Source organism: Caulobacter sp. FWC26, assembly GCF_002742645.2.
Taxonomy (GTDB): domain Bacteria; phylum Pseudomonadota; class Alphaproteobacteria; order Caulobacterales; family Caulobacteraceae; genus Caulobacter.
In genome coordinates this window covers 1,464,983-1,481,748 of the sequence record NZ_CP033875.1, presented here as the reverse complement: position 1 = coordinate 1,481,748, position 16,766 = coordinate 1,464,983, and the positions used below count along the sequence as shown (strand labels likewise).

Sequence of the window (16,766 nt, the reverse complement as noted above, 5' to 3'; positions counted from 1 at the left end):
GTCATTTCTGTTTCTGGTCGAGATAATCCAGCGCCATCAGCACCTCGGCCTTCACACCCGTCTCGAACACCGCCTCGTCGACGTCGAAATAGGGCGAGTGGTTGGCCGGCGCGGTCGCGGCTGGCACATCGGCCTTGCGGCCGCCCAGTTGGATGAACACGCCCGGAACCTTCTCGGCGTACATGGAGAAGTCCTCGGCGCCGGTGACCAGGGCGGCGTTGTCGTCGACCTTGCCCGGCGAGGCCTTTTCAAGCGTCGCCTTCACCCACTTCGACAGGGCCGGGTCATTGTACGTGACAGGATAGGGCTGGGTGAACACCACCTCGGCCTTGGCGCCGTAGCGGTCGCCGATGGCGGCCACCGACTTCTGCATCCGGGCGATCAGGTCCTCGCGGCGGGCCTTGGAGAAGGTCCGCATGGTCCCCTCCATTTTCAGGTCCTCGGGGATGATGTTCTGGCGGAAGCCCATATTGATGGTGGCGATGGTCAGCACCGACGGCGAGGCGCCGACGTCGACCTGGCGCGCGGCGATCTGGTTGGTGGCCTGGATAATGTCGGCGGCGACGCTGGCCATGTCGACGCCCGCCCAGGGCCGGGCGCCATGGGTCTGGCGGCCCTTGACCGTGATCGTGATGCGGTCAGACGAGGCGTAGAAGCCCTCGGGGCGGTAGTTCAGTTCGTGGGCGTCGCCGGGGCCGATGTGCAGGCCAAACACCGCGTCGACCTTGGGATTGTCCAGCGCGCCGTCGCGGATCATCAGCTTGGCGCCGCCCTCCTCGCCGGCCTGCGGGCCTTCTTCCGCCGGCTGGAACAGGAAGACGACGGTCCCCTTGATGTCCTGCTTCATGCCGGCCAGCACGGTGGCCGCGCCCAGCAGCATGGCCACGTGCGTGTCGTGACCGCAGGCGTGCATCACCGGCACCGTGCGGCCTTCCCAGGTGGCCTTGACCTTGGAGGCGAACGGCAGGCCGGTCTTCTCCTCGACCGGCAGGGCGTCCATGTCGGCGCGCAGGGCCACGACCTTGCCGGGCTTGCCGCCCTTCAAGACCCCCACGACGCCGGTCTTGCCGACGTTCTCGCGCACCTCGATGCCCAGCGCCCGGAGCTCCTTGGCGATCAGGGCGGCCGTGCGGACCTCCTGGTTGCCCAGTTCGGGGTTCTCGTGGATGTCGCGCCGCCAGGCGACGACCTTGGGCTGGACCGCCTTGGCGGCCGCCTGGACCTTGGCGGCGGACGGCGCGGCCATCGCCGGCGCGCTCATCGCCAAGCCGGCGACCAGCGCCAGCGTCGAAACCCGTCCGATCATCACAACCCCTCCAGCAAAAGCGGCGCGAGATTGGGACGCGTCGCCACGAGGGGTCAAGCGCAAGCTGCCTTGACGCCACGTCGCTCTATGCAGGCGCGCGGATGGGACTAACGTGAGCCCATGAACCTGCCGCCGATCGACGCCAAATTCGACACCATCAACGACGGCGCGACGCGCGAGACCGGCGTGGCCATAAAACCGCGCCATGCGGCCACCCTGATCATCGTCCGCACCGACGGTCCCCAGCCGCGCCTTTTGATGGGCCGCCGCAACCGCGGCCACGCCTTCATGCCCGACAAGTGGGTGTTTCCGGGCGGACGGGTGGACCGCACCGACTATGACGCCCCCAGCGCCACCGAACTCGACGCCGGCGTGACGGCGCGGCTTGAACTGGAGCCCCGTCACCCCAAGCCCACGCGCCTGGCTCGCGCCCTGGCGCTGGCGGCCGTGCGCGAGACCTTCGAAGAGACCGGGCTGCTCCTGGCCAAGCCCGCGCCGGAGCGTCCGGGCGCCGGTCCCTGGCGGCCGTTCCTGGCCCAAGGCGCCCTGCCCGACCTGGCGCCGCTCAGCTTCGTGGCCCGGGCGATCACCCCGCCCTATCGCCCCCGCCGGTTCGACGCGCGTTTCTTCATGGCCTCGGCCGAGTCGCTGCTGTCTCTGGACCGCCGGCCCGACTGCGGCGAGCTGGACGAGATCGCCTGGGTCGACTTCCAGGAAGCCATGGCCCTGGACCTGCCCAACATCACCCGCTTCGTCGTCCATGAGATCGGCCAGCGGCTGGCGGAGACTGGACGGCCGGCGCCGTTCATGCGCTTCCTGAACGGCAAGCGCCATCTGACCCACCTCTAGCGGCACGGGCGCTGATCGGGAGGTTCCGTATGATCGCCGCCCTCATGGCTCTGAGCGTCGTGGCTGCGCCCAGCGACATCAACAAGCTGGGCTTTCTCGGCGGCTGCTGGACGCTGGTCCGCCCGAACGGCACGAAGATTGAGGAACAGTGGCTGGCGCCGGCCGGCGGCGCGATGATCGGCATGAGCCGCAGCGTGCGCGACGGCAAGCTGCGCGAGTACGAATTCATGCGCATCGTCCCAGGCGACGACGGGACGCTGCGCTACGTGGTGATTCCGTCTGGTCAGGCCGAGACCGCGTTCGCCGTGAAGGATCTGACCGCAAATGCCGTGACCTTCGAGAACCCCAAGAACGATTTCCCGCAGCGGATTCTCTACCGGCTGGCCGACAAGGACACGCTGGTGGCCCGCATCGAGGGCTCGGTGAACGGTCAGGAGCGCTCGGCCGACTTTCCTTACAAGCGGTGTCCCGCCGGCAATTGACTTTGAGCCGCCGATGAGTATGTTCCGCGCCTCTCATTTCCAACGCGCGGGAACCTGCGCGACCACCGCAGGGATTCGACCATGGCCAAACCGGCTTCCATCAAGATCCGCCTGAACTCGACGGCGGACACCGGCTTCTTCTACGTCACCAAGAAGAACGCCCGCACCAAGACCGAGAAGATGGTGCTGAAGAAGTACGACCCGGTCATCCGCAAGCACGTCGAATTCCGCGAAGGCAAGATCAAGTAAGATCGCTTTCAGCGCTACGACATCGAAACGCCCGGCTAGCGATAGCCGGGCGTTTTATTTTGCCAACGTCTACCCCCAGCGCCCCCTTTCGAAGGCGCTGGAGTCTAAGGCGCTTAGCAGCCTTGGCCGTAGACCAGCGAGCGACACTTGCCATCGATATCAGCCGGCGGCTTGACGCCGGTGACGGCGGCGAGCGTCGGGGCGATGTCCACCGTGTCCAGCGGCAGCACGCGCTCGTGAGGCGCAGCGCCCTTCCACCAGAACAGGATCGGCACACGGCGGTCGTAGTCCCAGGGGCTGCCGTGGGTCGACACATAGGTGGGCCCGGCGGTCGCCGGCACACGGTCGGGGCGGAAGGCCACCAGGATGTCGCCGACCCGGCCCGGATAGGCGCTGCGACGCAGGCGTTCGGCCAGTGACAGCTCCTCGGGAGAGGCGTCGGTGGGCGCGGGGTCGAGCGTGAAGATGGCATTGGAGTCAAACGCGCCCGCGACGGCAGGATCGCTGTTGATCAGAGGCAGGGCGGCGGCGGTAATGCGCGCGCGCTCGACATCGGACACCGCCTTGCGGTCGGGCCCGACAACATAGATCTGGTCCAGCCCCCCTTCGGCGTTCAGCGGGTCCCACGACAGGCCCAACTGCGCGCGGACCTGGGAGTTCAGCTTGGCGATCCAGGGCTTGCCGATCACGCGCTCGTAGTCATAGCCCTCGTCATGCAGGCGCTCGGCCATGTCGGCGCCGCCGTGATCAGCGCTGAGCGCGACCAGCACGCCGCCCTTCACCTTCTCCAGGCTCTTGAGGAAGACACCCAGGCGGTCGTCGAGGCGAGCGATCTGGTCGCACATCTCCGGTCCGCGCGTGCCATAGCGGTGACCGATGAAGTCGGTCGCCGAGAGGCTGATGGTCAGGACGTCGATCTGGGGGCCATCGCCCAGGCCATAAGCCTCACGCAGGGCGGTCGCCAACTCCAGAGTCACTTGATCCGTGTACGGACTTGCATAGAGGTCGCGGCGCTTGTCGGCCTCGTTCGTCGCCGCCGGGATCGGCAGCGCCGCGCGCCACTTGCGCCCGCCCGTCTCGTAGTCGGCCTCCAGGGCCTTGCACCGCTTGGCCGAACCGCCGCCGGACACCGCGTCCAGCGGGCTGCGGGCGTAGTCCCAGACGAACGGCTGCTTCTTGAGGTCCGCCGCCAGCTTGGCGTTGAACGCCGCGACAGGCTTCAGGCGCTCTTCAGCCGTCTGCCCCGGACGGACATAGGTGGTGAAGCCAAAGCCGGGCTGGTACCAGAACTGCCCGTCAGCGACATGGCCCGACATGGTGATCGCGCCGCGATCCTTGCCCGAGACGCCGAATACGCGGCTCTTGGGCGACACGGCCTTCAACCAGTCGCCATAGGTGGTCGCCACCATGTTGGCTGGCGAGACCGCACGGCCCTTGGGGTCATCGGCCAGCGTCACGCTGGGATCGGCCAGGCAGTAGACAGTCTTGCCCGTGGTCTTGTCGTACCAGTCGTTGGCGCTGATGCCGGTCTTGTTGGGATGCTTGCCCGTCAGCAGCGTCGAGTGGCCCGGACACGTCTCGGTGAAGGCGTGCGACTGGTAGCCGTTCGGGTAGACGATCCCGCCGCTCAACTGCTTCAGCCCGCCGGTGAACTCGGCCCGGTGCTGGGCGTAGAGATTGGCGCTGAACTGGTCGATCGAGATAACGACCACCAGCTTCGGCGCGGGCTTGGCCGACTGGGCCTGAGCTGCGAAGCCGACGGAGACGGCGGCGGCGATCACGCCGCAGGTAAGCATCTTCTTCATAGCAAGCGATTTCGCGCGAAGCCTACGAGGACGCAAGGTTCTAAGGGTTTGCGGCGCAAAAAAAGGGTAAGCGCCGGCTGCTAGGCGGCCTTGCCGACCACCGCGTTTCGGCCGGACGCCTTGGCCTGATACACGCCTTCGTCAGCGCGCTTGAGCAGGGCCTCAGGCGTATCGCCCTCGCCCGCCGTCGCCGAGACGCCGATCGAGATGGTGACGTTCAGCATTTCCTTGCCGTGCGCCACCGTGAACGGCGAGCCGGCCACGTGCATCCGGATCCGCTCGGCGATCCGCAGGGCGTCGGCCAGGGCCGTGTCGGGCATGATCACCACGAACTCCTCGCCGCCGAAACGGCAGGGCAGATCGATGGCGCGGACGTTGGAAGCCAGACGCAGGGCGAACTCGCGCAGCACTTCGTCGCCGATGTCGTGGCCGAAGGTGTCGTTGATCTTCTTGAAGAAATCGATGTCGATCAGCAGGGCCGAGACCGGGTCGCCGCCCAGGGACGCGCGCTTGACCAGCGAGTCCAGCTGGCCGGTCATGTAGCGACGATTGTGCAAACCGGTCAGTTGGTCAGTCACCGCCAGTTCCAGCGAATGATCCAGATTGTTGCGCAGATAGTCGGTGTAGCGCTTGCGCTGGATCTGGGTCTTGACCCGCGCCGAGAGCTCCTGCGGGTCGATCGGGCGGGACAGGATGTCGTTCACGCCGATTTCCAGCGCCTTGACCATCCGGCCGCGGTCGTCGGGGTCCACCATGGCCAGTACGGGAAGCTGACGGGTCCGCTCCTCCGACCGCAAGGAGGCGGTGAAGCGCAGGCCGTCGAAGCCCTTGGCCACGGCGTTGACGATGACCAGGTCGACCGGACCGCCGGCGCTGATCTTGGCCTTTTCTGGGTCGCTTTCGACCACCGGCCGATGCTCGACGCCCAGCTCGGCGGCGATGCGTTGCGCCTGGCGTTCGTTGTCGTCGACGATCAGCACCCGACCGCCCACGCCGTCCAGACGCGCGGCGGCGCCCGCGATCACGCCCATGCGCCGGCCCGAGGCCTCGCGCTGGCGCAACTCGTCGATGACCAGCTTGAACCGGGTCAGGCTGCGCACGCGGGCGAACAGCATGACGTCGTCGATCGGCTTGGTCAGGAAGTCCGATGCGCCGGACTCAAGCCCCTGGATACGGTCGCCGCGCCCGTCGAGCGCGGTGATCAGCACCACCGGGATGTGGCGGGTGGCCGGATCGTCCTTGAGCTTGCGGCAGACGGTGAAGCCGTCCATGCCGGGCATCATCACGTCCAACAGGATGATGTCGGGCAGGTCCCGCGCCGCCATAGCCAGGGCGGTCGGGCCGTCCAGCGCCGTGGAAACCTCATAGTACTCGGCCGTCAGCTTGGCCTCGAGCAGACGGACATTGGCCTCGATGTCGTCGACGACGAGGATCCGGGCGCTCATGCAGGCTGCCTTTCCAGCAGGCGCTTGATGGTGTCGAGGAAATGCACGACCGAGATCGGCTTGGAGATATAGGCCTCGCAGCCGCCCTCGCGGATGCGCTCCTCATCGCCCTTCATGGCGAAGGCGGTCACCGCCACCACCGGAATGTGGGCCAGCTCGTCGTCTTCCTTCAGCCACTTGGTGACTTCCAGGCCCGAGATCTCGGGCAGCTGGATGTCCATCAGAATCAGGTCTGGCTTGTTGTCGCGGGCAATAGACAGCGCCGACAGACCCTCGCGGGTCTGCAGGGTCTCGTAACCCTGGGCTTCGAGCAGATCATGAAAGAGCTTCATGTTCAGCTCGTTATCCTCCACGATGAGGACCTTCTTCGTCATCCTTACCCCGACCATGCGGTCACGTGGCGACGCCTAGGGATTCGCGCCGTCTTCCAGAACCTGATCGCACGGATATCCTTAAGCCCGCGCTAATCGCGTTTAGACCCAACGACCAGAGCTCATGGAACCGCGATCCTCCGACCTGCAGACTTGCGCCATTTCCCCGGCCGCGCCCCTGGTCATCGTCGACGTCGACGAAGTCCTGGCGCAGTTCATGCGCGGATTTGGCGCGTTCGTCGCCCGTCACGGCTTCGAGCTTCGCGTCGATCGTTTCGCCCTGTTCCAGAACATCTATCGCCCCGGCGAAAGCCAACACTTGGATCTGATCGCAGGCAAGGCCCTGTTCGACGATTTCTTCCGTGACGGCGCCGATGATCTGGATCCTGCCCATGGCGCGGCCGACGCCTTGGCCGACCTGTCGACCCGCGCCCAGGTCGTGATTCTGACCAACGCGCCCGAACACGGCCGCCTAGCGCGCGCCAAGTGGTTGAAAACCCACGGCTTCGACTATCCCCTGGTGATCAACAGCGGCCCCAAGGGCCCGCCGGCCGCGGAACTGGCCTCGCGCACCGCCGGACCTGTGGTGTTCATCGACGACCTTTTGCCGCAGCTGGAATCGGTGGCGGAAAAGGCCCCCCAGGTCGGCCGTTTCCAGATGGTCAGCGACGAACGCTTGCGGCCGTTCGCCCCCTCGGCGCCCGACCGCCACGTCCGCATCGATGAGTGGCCGCAGTTGAAGATCGCCATCGAGGAGCGCCTGTTTTCATGATCCGTTTCGGCGTCGATTTCGGCGGCACCAAGATCGAGGTCGCCGCGCTCAACGCGGCCGGCGACTTCGTGGCGCGCGTGCGCAAACCCAATCCGGGGAACTACGACGACGCCCTGGAAGTGGTGGCCGGCCTCGTCGCGGATGCGGAGTCGATGGCGGGCGGCAGTTGCGCGCGCCTGGGCCTTGGCATCCCCGGCTCGATCTCGCCCCGTACGGGCCTGATCCGCAACGCCAACAGCACCTATCTGAACGGCCGCCCGTTCGGCGAAGACCTGGAAACGCGGCTCGCCCGCCCCGTGCGCCTGGCCAACGACGCCAACTGCCTGGCCCTTTCGGAGGCGGCCGACGGCGCGGGTCAAGGCGCCCGCGTGGTGTTCGCCGCCATCCTCGGCACCGGCTGCGGCGGCGGCGTCGTGGTCGACGGAAAGATCATCGAGGGCCACAACGGCGTGGGTGGCGAATGGGGCCACTCACCCCTGCCCTGGCCCAAGCCCGAAGAGTATCCGGGTCCCGCCTGCTGGTGCGGCCGCAAGGGCTGTCTGGAGACCTGGATCGCCGGCCCTGCCTTCGCCCGAGACGCCGGTTTCGCCACGGGACAAGCGGCGATGGAAGCCGTCGGCGCTGGAGACCGCGCCGCCTCAGCGGCGCTGGACCGTTATGTCGACCGTCTGGCCCGCGCGCTGGCCGTGGTCTGCGACCTGATCGACCCCGACGTCATCGTCCTGGGCGGCGGCATGTCGAATGTCGACGCGCTCTATGAACGCCTGCCGGACGCGATCGCGCCGCATGTGTTCTCGGACGTCTTCGAGACCCCGGTCCGCAAGGCCCGCCACGGCGACAGCTCCGGCGTGCGCGGCGCCGTCTGGCTCTGGCCGCCCGAGGCCTAGCAATCGTCATGAAGTCCCTGTGCCGCGACTGCGGATGGACGGGCGAGGCCAAGGCCCCGCGCTGCCCGTCCTGCGCCTCGCCGCGCACGGTGTTCCACGAGGAGCTAGGGACTCTCTCGATCGCCCACATGGACTGCGACGCCTTCTACGCCTCCGTGGAGAAGCGCGACGATCCGTCGCTGCGCGACCTGCCGGTGATCGTTGGCGGCGGCAAGCGCGGGGTGGTCACCACCGCCTGCTACATCGCCCGGATGAGCGGCGCCAAATCGGCCATGCCGATGTTCAAGGCGCTGAAGCTGTGCCCCGACGCCGTAGTCATCAAGCCCAACTTCGCCAAGTACAAGGAAGAGAGCCGGCGCATCCACGAAAAGCTCGACAAGCTGACGCCGCTGATTCAGCCGCTCAGCTTGGACGAGGCCTGGATCGACCTGACGGGCACCGAACGCCTGCACGGCGCGACGCCGGCCCAGATGCTGGCCCGCCTGCAGGCCGAGATCGAGCGCGACATCGGCCTGACGGTCTCTGTGGGCCTGGCGCCCAACAAGTTCCTGGCCAAGATCGCCTCGGAGCTGGACAAGCCGCGCGGCTTCTCGGCGATCGGCGCGGCCGAGGCGCAAGCCTTCCTGGCCGACAAGCCGGTCAACATCCTGCCCGGCGTGGGTCCGGCCACCGTCGCCTCCCTGGCCGAGATCGGCCTGCGCACCGTGGGCGACATCGCCGCCGCCGACCTCAAGCTGCTGGCCAACCGCCTGGGCTCGGGCGGGATGCGGCTGCATCGCCTGGCGCACGGCCAGGACAGCCGGATGGTCGACCCCGACCAGGCCCGCAAGACGATCAGCGCCGAGACCACCTTCAACGACGACCTGCACAAGCGCGAGGACCTCGAGGACGAGCTGTGGCCCCTCTGCGAGAAGGTCGCCAAGCAGGCGCGCAAGGAGGGCGTGGCAGGCCGCGTGGCGACGCTGAAGCTGCGCACGCCCGACTTCAAGATCCACACCCGCCGGCGCACCCTGGCGGTGCCCACCCAGACCGCGCGCACCCTGTTCCAGGTCGCCCGCGAGCTGCTGGCCGCCGAACCGCGGGGCCTGGCCTATCGCCTGATCGGCGCAGGCCTGACCGAGTTCGTCGACGCCGACACCGCCGGCGCGGACATGTTCGCGGACGAGGAGCGCCGCGCCCTGAAGAGCGAGACCGCCATCGACGCTCTGCGCGGCAAGTTCGGAGCCGCCGCCGTCGTCACCGGCCGCGCGCTGAAGGGGCGGTGAGCGGGCGCCCACTTGCATGACGGGACCTCGGCCACCATCTGGGCCCTTCATCGTTGGAACCGTTCACGCGCGGCCTTCGCTCTCCCAAACGTGAAGCCGAAAACCGAGGCGCCTGTGTGCTAAAGCGGCGCAGCGGCGCTTCGGGCTCTTCCAAAGCCGCCGCGTTTCCATATCTAATCCAGGCAGGCGGGTGATTTGCCCGCCGGGAGAGAACAAGTCGATGGCCGAGCGGAAGCAAGGCGGGCAAGGTAACGGCGTTGGGTCGTCGGTCGTCACGGAAGTGAAGCCGAAGACACAAAAGCCCTCGCTCTATCGAGTTCTAATTCTTAACGACGACTACACTCCCATGGAGTTCGTCGTCTACGTGCTCGAGCGGTTCTTTAACAAGTCGCGTGAAGACGCTACTCGCATCATGCTGCACGTTCATCAGAACGGTGTCGGTGTCTGCGGTGTCTACACTTACGAAGTCGCAGAAACCAAGGTCGCCCAAGTCATCGACTCGGCGCGACGCCATCAGCACCCCCTGCAGTGCACCATGGAAAAGGACTGAGGAGCCTCCCCCGTTGCCCTCTTTTTCGCGCCCCCTGGAAGAGTCCCTGCACCGCGCCGTGGCCTACGCCAATCAGCGTAAGCACGAATACGCCACGCTGGAACATCTTCTGCTTTCCCTCACCGATGACGAGGACGCCGCCGGCGTGATGCGGGCGTGCGATGTCGACCTCGCCGCGCTGAAGAAGAGCCTGTCGAACTATCTCGATGTCGAACTGTCCTCCCTGGTCGTCGACGACGACGAGGACGCCAAGCCGACCGCCGGCTTCCAGCGCGTGATCCAGCGCGCGGTGATCCACGTCCAGTCGTCCGGCCGCGAGGAAGTAACCGGCGCCAATGTGCTGGTCGCCATCTTCTCCGAACGCGAAAGCCACGCCGCCTACTTCCTGCAGGAGCAGGACATGACGCGGTACGATGCGGTCAACTTCATCGCCCACGGCATCGCCAAGAAGGCCGGCGCGTCCGAACCCAAGAGCGTCAAGGGCGCGAGCGCCGGCTCGAACCAGACCGAGGAAGACGGCGAGAAATCGAACGCCAAGACCGGCGGCGAGGCTCTGGAGGCCTACTGCGTCGACCTCAACGAAAAGGCCCGCCAGGGCAAGGTCGATCCGCTGATCGGCCGCGCCAGCGAAGTCGAGCGCGCGATCCAGATCCTGTGCCGCCGCACCAAGAACAACCCGCTGCTCGTGGGGGATCCCGGCGTCGGCAAGACCGCCATCGCCGAAGGCCTGGCCCGCAAGATCGTCACCCACCAGGTCCCCGAGGTCCTGGAAGGCGCGACCATCTACTCGCTCGACATGGGCGCGCTGCTGGCCGGCACCCGCTATCGCGGCGACTTCGAGGAGCGCCTCAAGCAGGTGGTCAAGGAGCTGGAGAACCATCCCAACGCGGTGCTCTTCATTGACGAGATCCACACCGTGATCGGCGCCGGCGCGACCAGCGGCGGGGCGATGGACGCCAGCAATCTGCTCAAGCCCGCCCTGGCTTCGGGCACGCTGCGCTGCATGGGCTCGACCACCTACAAGGAGTTCCGTCAGCACTTCGAGAAGGATAGGGCCCTGGTCCGCCGCTTCCAGAAGATCGACGTCAACGAGCCGACGGTGGAAGACACCATCAAGATCCTCAAGGGTCTGAAGACCTACTACGAGGACTTCCACAAGCTGAAGTACACCAGCGACGCCCTGAAGGTCGCCGTTGAGCTGTCGGCCAAGTACATCACCGACCGCAAGCTGCCGGACAAGGCGATCGACGTGATCGACGAGGCCGGGGCTTCGCAGATGCTGCTGCCGGAAAGCCGTCGCAAGAAGACCATCGGCGTCAAGGAGATCGAAAGCGTCGTCGCCAAGATCGCCCGCATTCCGCCCAAGTCGGTCAGCAAGTCGGACACCGAGGCGCTGAAGGAGCTGGAAAGCGACCTCAAGCGCGCCGTGTTCGGCCAGGACGAGGCTCTGAGCCAACTGGCCGCCGCCATGAAGCTGGCCCGCGCCGGCCTGCGTGAACCGAACAAGCCGATCGGCTCGTACCTGTTCAGCGGCCCCACGGGCGTCGGCAAGACCGAAGCCGCCAAGCAGCTGGCCCAGACGCTCGGCATCGAGATGCTGCGCTTCGACATGTCGGAGTACATGGAGCGCCACACCGTGAGCCGCCTGATCGGCGCACCTCCCGGCTATGTCGGCTTCGACCAGGGCGGTCAGTTGACCGATGCGGTCGACCAGCACCCGCACGCCGTCGTCCTGCTCGACGAGATCGAGAAGGCGCACGGGGATGTCTACAACATCCTGCTGCAGGTTATGGACAATGGGACGCTCACCGACAGCAACGGCAAGAAGGTCGACTTCCGCAACGTGGTCCTGATCATGACCACCAATGCGGGGGCCTCCGACGCCCAGCGCAACTCGATCGGCTTTGGCCGCTCCAAGGTCGAAGGCGAGGAAGAGGCCGCCCTCAAGCGCCTGTTCACGCCGGAGTTCCGCAACCGCCTGGACGCCGTCGTGGCCTTCAAACCGCTGAGCGCCGACATCATCCGTCAGGTCGTGCAGAAGTTCGTCATGCAGCTGGAGGCCCAGCTGGCCGACCGCAACATCACGATCGAACTGTCCGACGACGCGGCCGACTGGCTGGCCAAGAACGGCTTCGACGAGCTCTACGGCGCCCGTCCGCTGGGTCGCGTCATCCAGGAGCACATCAAGAAGCCCCTGGCCGACGATATCCTGTTCGGACGCCTGGTCCGCGGCGGCCACGTCAAGGTCGTGCTCAAGGACAGCAAGATCGACTTCGAGATCGACTCCTCGACCGCGCCCAAGGCCGGCAAGACCGACGAGACCGAACCCGCGCTGGCCGAATAGGCGCGCGACCAACCCTCAAAGCGAAAGGCCCGGAGCGATCCGGGCCTTTTGTTTTTAACTAAAGCGCCGCGCTGATCTTGTCCGCCAGGGCCTTCAGCTCGGCGACATCGGCCATGCCGCCCTCTCCGTGACGGCCCAGCGCCTCGCCCTCGTAGCGGGGGATGACGTGGAAGTGCAGATGAAAGATGGTCTGCCCCGCCGGCGCGCCGTTGAACTGGGTGACGACCACGCCGTCGGGCTTGAGCGCCGTCGCCGTCGCCTTGGCCAGCCTCTGAGTCGCGGCGATCAGGTCGGCCAGCACGTCGGGCTCGACCTCCAGCAGGTTGCGCGCCTGGCTGACCTTGGAGATCACCAGCGCATGGCCGCGCGATTGCGGGAAGACGTCCATGAAGGCCAGGACCTTCTCGTCCTCGAACACCTTCACGCTGGGGATCTCGCCCCGGATAATCTTGGCGAAGATGTTGTCCGTGTCGTAGCGTCCGTCGAGGCTCATGACCGTCTCCCTGTGACGCACAGGTCGTAGCAAACGCGAAGGGGCGCGCAAACCATGGATAGCCAGCCGCAGGGGCTCACCGAGCAGCAGCAGAAGTGGTTCGCCTCGGTCCGCGCCAACCTGGAGCGCGAGACGGGCAAGACCCTCGAGCAATGGGTCGAGATCGTCCGGCGCGAATGCCCGGAAACCCGCCCCAAGGCTCGCAATGATTGGCTGAAGGCGACCTACGGGATCGACCAGAACCGGGCGGCGACCATCTTCGGCGTGGCCTTCCCCTCGGAGATGGGCTGGGACGACGCCGCCGGCCTGCGCGCGGCGCTGTGGACCGACGCGGCTTCGACCGCTGTGCTGACCGCCCTTGAGGCGGTGATCGCCGATCTGCCCGACGTGGTGACCGGCCAACGCAAGGGCTACACCGCCTGGTCGCGCAAAAGCCAGTTCGCCGCCGCCAAGCCGCTCAAGGGCGGCGGCGTCGTTCTGGGCCTCGCTCTGTCACCGGACGCCGCGCCGCGCCTCGCAGAGCCTCGCAACGAAGGCTGGTCCGAGCGACTGAAGGCCAAGCTGGTTTTCGGCTCGGCCGGCGAGGTTGATGACGCCGTACAGACGCTGCTGAGGGCCGCCTGGGAACGGTCGTAAACACACGCGCCTCCCGGCCGGAGCGTAGCGGAGAGCCGGGACCCAGAGGGTGACGAAGCGCGGCGCTCTTGCAACCCCTGGGTCCCGGGTCGGCTTCGCCGCCCGGGATGACATGAGCTTACGGGGATTGGCGGGTGTGGGCGTTCGGAATTGGCGACGCAGAATCCAGCAAAATCAATCACTTCTCACTTTTACGGCCGAACTTATCCCCGGCGCTAAAACCGCCCCCCTCCCCATCACGGGGAAGGATTCCCCCCGCACCTCCCTTGACTTCCGTAGCGAAAGAAAACGAACACTCGCCACATGACTCTCTACACCGACCTCGTCGCCGCCATCGCTCCGACCGACACCGGCTTTTCCGCCCACGTTTCAGACGATTGGAAGCAAGGCCGCACCACCTATGGCGGCTTGAGCGGCGCGTTGTGCGTCGAAGCGGCGTTGAGAACATTTCCAGAGGCCCCTCCCCTGCGCTCGGCGCAGTTCGCGTTCGTGGGTCCCGCCTCGGGCGAGCTGGCGATCTCGGTGCGGCCGCTGCGCCAAGGCAAGTCGACTCTGTTCGTCGCCGTCGACCTGATCGGCGAGCAGGGCGTGGCCACGCACGGTGTGCTGACCTTTGGCGCGGCGCGGGCCTCGGCTCTGTCCTACGAGGAAGTCCTCTGCCCGCCCGTCTCCCCGGCCAACGCCTGCGAGCTGTTCTTCCCGGAAAACCGCCAGGGCGCACCGCACTTCTCGTCGCAGTTCGAGGTTCGCAAGGCGGGTGGTACGCGTCCCCTGGCCGGGGGCGAGCCCGAATACCTGCTGTGGATCCGGCACCGCGACGCGGCCGCGACCTCGATCTCGGCCCTGGTGGCCCTGGCCGACATGCCCCCGCCCCCGGCCATGGCGCTGTTCCCGCAGTTTGGGCCGATCTCGACCATGACCTGGTCGCTGGACATCGTAGGCCTGCCGCAGGCTGACGACGACGGTTGGCGACTGCTGCGCACCCGCGCCGAAACCATCGGCGACGGCTACTCGACCCAGGAAATGCACCTGTGGGACGCCAAGGGCCGCCCCTTGGTCCTGGCGCGACAGAACGTGGCGATATTCGTCTGATCACGCACGACTGTGGCGGTTGGCGCTTGGCGAACCGGGATTTTTGACCCCATGCTCCGCCCGCTTGGCCGCCGGAGTCGCGGCCGCGTTGGGGGAAAAGCTTGATGACCAAATTCGCCATCCTGGCCGGCGCGGCCGCCATCGCCCTGCTCGCCGGTAACGCCTCGGCCCAGACGTCCCAGGCGGCGACCAAGGCCGCGCTGGAGACCATCAAGCAGCGCAACCCCGTCCTGCGCGCCGTGATCGCCACCAACCCGAACGCCCTGACCGACGCCAAGGCCCTCGACGCCGAAAGCAAGGCCGGCAAGGTCCGCTCGGCCCTGCACGGCGTTCCGATCCTCCTGAAGGACAATATCGAGAGCGCCGATCCCCTGCCCACCACCGCCGGCTCGCTGGCGCTGAAGGACAACATCACCGGCCGCGACGCCCCTGTCGCCAAGCGGCTGCGCGACGCGGGCCTCGTCATCCTGGGCAAGGCCAACCTGTCGGAATGGGCCAATATCCGCTCCAACCACTCGATCAGCGGCTGGAGCGCGGTGGGCGGCACGGTGCGCAACCCCTACGCCCTGGACCGCAGCGCCTGCGGCTCGTCCAGCGGTTCGGGCGCGGCAGTGGCGGCGGGCCTGGCGCCCCTGGCCATCGGCACCGAGACCGACGGCTCGATCACCTGCCCCTCGGCGATCAACGGCCTGGTGGGCCTCAAGCCGACCGTGGGCCTCGTCTCGCGCACCCACATCGTGCCGATCAGCCACAGCCAGGACACCGCCGGCCCGATGACCCTGACGGTCGAGGACGCGGCCAAGGTGCTGACCATCATCGCCGGCTCCGATCCCGCCGATCCGGCCACGAAAGAAGCCGACACGCGCAAGACCGACTACGCCAAAGGCCTCTCCAAGGATGCGCTGAGGGGCGTGACGCTGGCCGTGGCGCGGTTCTACACCGGCTATTCGCCCAAGACCGACGCCGTGTTCGAGCGGGCGCTGAAAGAGCTCCAGGCCCAGGGCGCGACCCTGGTCGACGTCAAGGACTTCGACGAAGGCCCGATCGGCAAGGCCGAGGGCGTGGTGCTCTATACCGAACTGAAGGCCGACATGGCCGCCTATCTGGCCTCGACCGATCCCAAGAAGGTCCCGAGCCGCACGCTGGCCGACCTGATCGCCTTCAACAAGATGACCCCGAAGGAGTTCGAATGGTTCGGCCAGGAAAGCTTCGAGCGCGCCGAAAAGACCAAGGGGCTTGAGGACCCCGAGTACCTCAAGGCGCTGGCGGACTCCAAGCGCCTGGCCGGTGCTGAAGGCATCGACAAGATCCTGAAGGACACGGGCGCGGTGGCCATCATCGCCCCCACCACCGGCCCGGCCTGGACCATCGATCCGCTGAACGGCGACAACTACGGCGGCTCGTCGACCACCCTGCCCGCCGTGGCCGGCTATCCGCACCTGACCGTGCCGATGGGCGACGTGTCGGGCCTGCCGGTCGGGCTGTCGTTCATCGGTCCGGCCTGGAGCGAGAAGCTGCTGCTGAACCTGGGCTACGCCTACGAGCAGGCGACGAAGCACCGCAAGGCGCCGACCTTCAAGACAACGATCGCGCCGTGAGCGCTCAGCTGCTGTGATCGGCGATGATGCGCCAGCCGCCGGGCTCCAGGGCCATGATCAGGCTGGTGTATCCCTTGGCTGAGGTCCCGTTGGGATAGGCCAGCGCCCACCGGCCCACGTAAAGCGCGTGGGTCGGATCCAGTAGGCGGAAATCGACCGATTCAAAGCTTAGGACGCCGCGCTTGGCCGGATCGCCGAAGTCGTACTTGGCCTTGTAGCGCTCCAGCATGGCGGCCTTGCCGCGCACGAGGCCTTCCTCGGTGACGAAGCTGGTTTCCGGCGCGTCGGAATAGCTGGCCATGAAGCGCGCGACATCGCCGGCGTTCCAGCCGGCGGCGCTGTCGGCGATCACCGCCTCGACCGCTCGCTGCTGGGGAGAGACCTCGGCGAACGCCAGAGACGGCGCGAGCACCAGCGCCAGGAGCGACAGAAACTTCAGCATAGGGAGATCTCCGACAGCCGGGGCGCTGCCATCAGTAACGCGGGCGGATCGCCTCGATCGGCGGCGGCGGCGGCGTCACCTTGGCCCGGTTCGGAGCCGACGGCGGCGGCGGACCATGGGGACGCGGCGCGGCGCAAGCCGTCAGGCTCGCCGCCAACAGACCCACAGCCACGGCAGCTC

The 16,766-nt window shown here is 67.0% G+C and carries 18 protein-coding genes and 2 pseudogenes; 13 read left to right on the top strand and 7 right to left on the bottom strand.

All coding sequences use genetic code 11. The features are described from left to right. Nucleotide 1: 1 nt before the first annotated feature. Nucleotides 2–1,306 carry a M20 family metallopeptidase gene (locus CSW63_RS08460; protein ID WP_062097992.1) on the bottom strand — a complete coding sequence of 435 codons (1,305 nt, stop codon included), beginning with the start codon at nucleotides 1,304–1,306 and terminating at the stop codon, nucleotides 2–4. Nucleotides 1,307–1,426: 120 nt separating this feature from the next. Here CSW63_RS08460 and CSW63_RS08455 point away from each other — a divergent pair, with 120 nt between their 5' ends. From CSW63_RS08455 to rpmG, 3 genes are all read left to right on the top strand, one after another. Next, nucleotides 1,427–2,155, top strand: a complete 729-nt coding sequence (locus CSW63_RS08455; protein WP_062097990.1) for an NUDIX domain-containing protein — start codon at nucleotides 1,427–1,429, stop codon at nucleotides 2,153–2,155. A gap of 29 nt (nucleotides 2,156–2,184) precedes the next feature. Further along, complete coding sequence (locus CSW63_RS08450) at nucleotides 2,185–2,637, top strand: DUF6265 family protein (RefSeq protein WP_062097988.1); 453 nt, start codon at nucleotides 2,185–2,187, stop codon at nucleotides 2,635–2,637. 81 nt (nucleotides 2,638–2,718) lie between these two features. Further along, a complete protein-coding gene (rpmG, locus tag CSW63_RS08445; protein ID WP_010920317.1) occupies nucleotides 2,719–2,886 on the top strand; it encodes a 50S ribosomal protein L33 in 168 nt (55 codons plus the stop codon). 113 nt (nucleotides 2,887–2,999) lie between these two features. Here the strand turns inward: rpmG and CSW63_RS08440 are convergent, their stop codons facing one another. The 3 genes from CSW63_RS08440 to divK form a co-directional block, all read right to left on the bottom strand. Then, nucleotides 3,000–4,667, bottom strand: coding sequence for an alkaline phosphatase family protein (locus CSW63_RS08440; RefSeq protein ID WP_137803476.1), 1,668 nt, complete (start codon nucleotides 4,665–4,667; stop codon nucleotides 3,000–3,002). Between the two features lie 104 nt (nucleotides 4,668–4,771). Beyond that, nucleotides 4,772–6,136, bottom strand: coding sequence for a PleD family two-component system response regulator (locus tag CSW63_RS08435; RefSeq protein ID WP_062097984.1), 1,365 nt, complete (start codon nucleotides 6,134–6,136; stop codon nucleotides 4,772–4,774). Then, nucleotides 6,133–6,510 (bottom strand): cell-cycle response regulator DivK, encoded by a 378-nt coding sequence (divK, locus tag CSW63_RS08430; RefSeq protein WP_062097996.1) that lies wholly within the window; start codon nucleotides 6,508–6,510, stop codon nucleotides 6,133–6,135. The genes CSW63_RS08435 and divK overlap by 4 nt, the downstream gene beginning before the upstream one ends. 121 nt (nucleotides 6,511–6,631) lie before the next feature. On the opposite strand from divK, the gene CSW63_RS08425 reads away from it, so the two are divergent. Genes CSW63_RS08425 through clpA form a run of 6 tightly spaced genes read left to right on the top strand, consistent with a single transcriptional unit; the run spans nucleotide 6,632 to nucleotide 12,325 of the window. Then, on the top strand, nucleotides 6,632–7,279 hold the full coding sequence (locus CSW63_RS08425; protein WP_062097983.1) for a hypothetical protein: 648 nt from the start codon (nucleotides 6,632–6,634) through the stop codon (nucleotides 7,277–7,279). After that, complete coding sequence (locus CSW63_RS08420) at nucleotides 7,276–8,166, top strand: ROK family protein (protein ID WP_062097981.1); 891 nt, start codon at nucleotides 7,276–7,278, stop codon at nucleotides 8,164–8,166. The genes CSW63_RS08425 and CSW63_RS08420 overlap by 4 nt, the downstream gene beginning before the upstream one ends. An 8-nt stretch (nucleotides 8,167–8,174) precedes the next feature. Then, nucleotides 8,175–9,431 (top strand): DNA polymerase IV, encoded by a 1,257-nt coding sequence (locus tag CSW63_RS08415; RefSeq protein WP_062097979.1) that lies wholly within the window; start codon nucleotides 8,175–8,177, stop codon nucleotides 9,429–9,431. Between the two features lie 38 nt (nucleotides 9,432–9,469). Then, nucleotides 9,470–9,625 (top strand): hypothetical protein, encoded by a 156-nt coding sequence (locus CSW63_RS23735; protein ID WP_369797875.1) that lies wholly within the window; start codon nucleotides 9,470–9,472, stop codon nucleotides 9,623–9,625. A gap of 26 nt (nucleotides 9,626–9,651) precedes the next feature. Further along, the gene (gene clpS, locus CSW63_RS08410; protein ID WP_012640501.1) at nucleotides 9,652–9,981 is read left to right on the top strand and encodes an ATP-dependent Clp protease adapter ClpS; all 330 of its coding nucleotides are present in this window, start codon (nucleotides 9,652–9,654) and stop codon (nucleotides 9,979–9,981) included. Between the two features lie 13 nt (nucleotides 9,982–9,994). Then, nucleotides 9,995–12,325, top strand: coding sequence for an ATP-dependent Clp protease ATP-binding subunit ClpA (gene clpA / locus CSW63_RS08405; protein ID WP_062097977.1), 2,331 nt, complete (start codon nucleotides 9,995–9,997; stop codon nucleotides 12,323–12,325). Nucleotides 12,326–12,383: 58 nt separating this feature from the next. Here the strand turns inward: clpA and CSW63_RS08400 are convergent, their stop codons facing one another. Next, the gene (locus CSW63_RS08400) at nucleotides 12,384–12,818 is read right to left on the bottom strand and encodes an HIT family protein (RefSeq protein WP_062097975.1); all 435 of its coding nucleotides are present in this window, start codon (nucleotides 12,816–12,818) and stop codon (nucleotides 12,384–12,386) included. A gap of 54 nt (nucleotides 12,819–12,872) precedes the next feature. On the opposite strand from CSW63_RS08400, the gene CSW63_RS08395 reads away from it, so the two are divergent. From CSW63_RS08395 to CSW63_RS08380, 4 genes and pseudogenes are all read left to right on the top strand, one after another. Further along, nucleotides 12,873–13,454: a DUF5655 domain-containing protein gene (locus tag CSW63_RS08395; RefSeq protein ID WP_099503813.1), complete on the top strand. Its 582-nt coding sequence runs from the start codon at nucleotides 12,873–12,875 to the stop codon at nucleotides 13,452–13,454. 28 nt (nucleotides 13,455–13,482) lie between these two features. Continuing rightward, nucleotides 13,483–13,617 (top strand): annotated as a pseudogene (locus CSW63_RS08390) (hypothetical protein); the annotation flags it as partial. Between the two features lie 140 nt (nucleotides 13,618–13,757). Beyond that, the gene (locus CSW63_RS08385) at nucleotides 13,758–14,546 is read left to right on the top strand and encodes a thioesterase family protein (RefSeq protein ID WP_062096205.1); all 789 of its coding nucleotides are present in this window, start codon (nucleotides 13,758–13,760) and stop codon (nucleotides 14,544–14,546) included. A gap of 12 nt (nucleotides 14,547–14,558) precedes the next feature. Continuing rightward, a pseudogene (locus CSW63_RS08380) lies at nucleotides 14,559–16,144 on the top strand (amidase). Between the two features lie 4 nt (nucleotides 16,145–16,148). Here CSW63_RS08380 and CSW63_RS08375 read toward each other — a convergent pair. Continuing rightward, nucleotides 16,149–16,586 carry a DUF4440 domain-containing protein gene (locus CSW63_RS08375; protein WP_062096201.1) on the bottom strand — a complete coding sequence of 146 codons (438 nt, stop codon included), beginning with the start codon at nucleotides 16,584–16,586 and terminating at the stop codon, nucleotides 16,149–16,151. 31 nt (nucleotides 16,587–16,617) lie between these two features. After that, the gene (locus CSW63_RS23350) at nucleotides 16,618–16,758 is read right to left on the bottom strand and encodes a hypothetical protein (RefSeq protein ID WP_156447769.1); all 141 of its coding nucleotides are present in this window, start codon (nucleotides 16,756–16,758) and stop codon (nucleotides 16,618–16,620) included. Nucleotides 16,759–16,766 lie beyond the last annotated feature (8 nt).

Coding starts and splice junctions, on each gene's coding strand:
- CSW63_RS08415 (WP_062097979.1), top strand. CDS start 8,175: ATGAAGTCCCTGTGCCGCGACTGCGGATGGACGGGCGAGGCCAAGGCC.
- CSW63_RS08455 (WP_062097990.1), top strand. CDS start 1,427: ATGAACCTGCCGCCGATCGACGCCAAATTCGACACCATCAACGACGGC.
- clpS (WP_012640501.1), top strand. CDS start 9,652: ATGGCCGAGCGGAAGCAAGGCGGGCAAGGTAACGGCGTTGGGTCGTCG.
- CSW63_RS08425 (WP_062097983.1), top strand. CDS start 6,632: ATGGAACCGCGATCCTCCGACCTGCAGACTTGCGCCATTTCCCCGGCC.
- CSW63_RS08385 (WP_062096205.1), top strand. CDS start 13,758: ATGACTCTCTACACCGACCTCGTCGCCGCCATCGCTCCGACCGACACC.
- CSW63_RS08460 (WP_062097992.1), bottom strand. CDS start 1,306: ATGATCGGACGGGTTTCGACGCTGGCGCTGGTCGCCGGCTTGGCGATG.
- CSW63_RS08420 (WP_062097981.1), top strand. CDS start 7,276: ATGATCCGTTTCGGCGTCGATTTCGGCGGCACCAAGATCGAGGTCGCC.
- CSW63_RS08375 (WP_062096201.1), bottom strand. CDS start 16,586: ATGCTGAAGTTTCTGTCGCTCCTGGCGCTGGTGCTCGCGCCGTCTCTG.
- CSW63_RS08435 (WP_062097984.1), bottom strand. CDS start 6,136: ATGAGCGCCCGGATCCTCGTCGTCGACGACATCGAGGCCAATGTCCGT.
- CSW63_RS08400 (WP_062097975.1), bottom strand. CDS start 12,818: ATGAGCCTCGACGGACGCTACGACACGGACAACATCTTCGCCAAGATT.
- CSW63_RS08450 (WP_062097988.1), top strand. CDS start 2,185: ATGATCGCCGCCCTCATGGCTCTGAGCGTCGTGGCTGCGCCCAGCGAC.
- rpmG (WP_010920317.1), top strand. CDS start 2,719: ATGGCCAAACCGGCTTCCATCAAGATCCGCCTGAACTCGACGGCGGAC.
- CSW63_RS08395 (WP_099503813.1), top strand. CDS start 12,873: ATGGATAGCCAGCCGCAGGGGCTCACCGAGCAGCAGCAGAAGTGGTTC.
- divK (WP_062097996.1), bottom strand. CDS start 6,510: ATGACGAAGAAGGTCCTCATCGTGGAGGATAACGAGCTGAACATGAAG.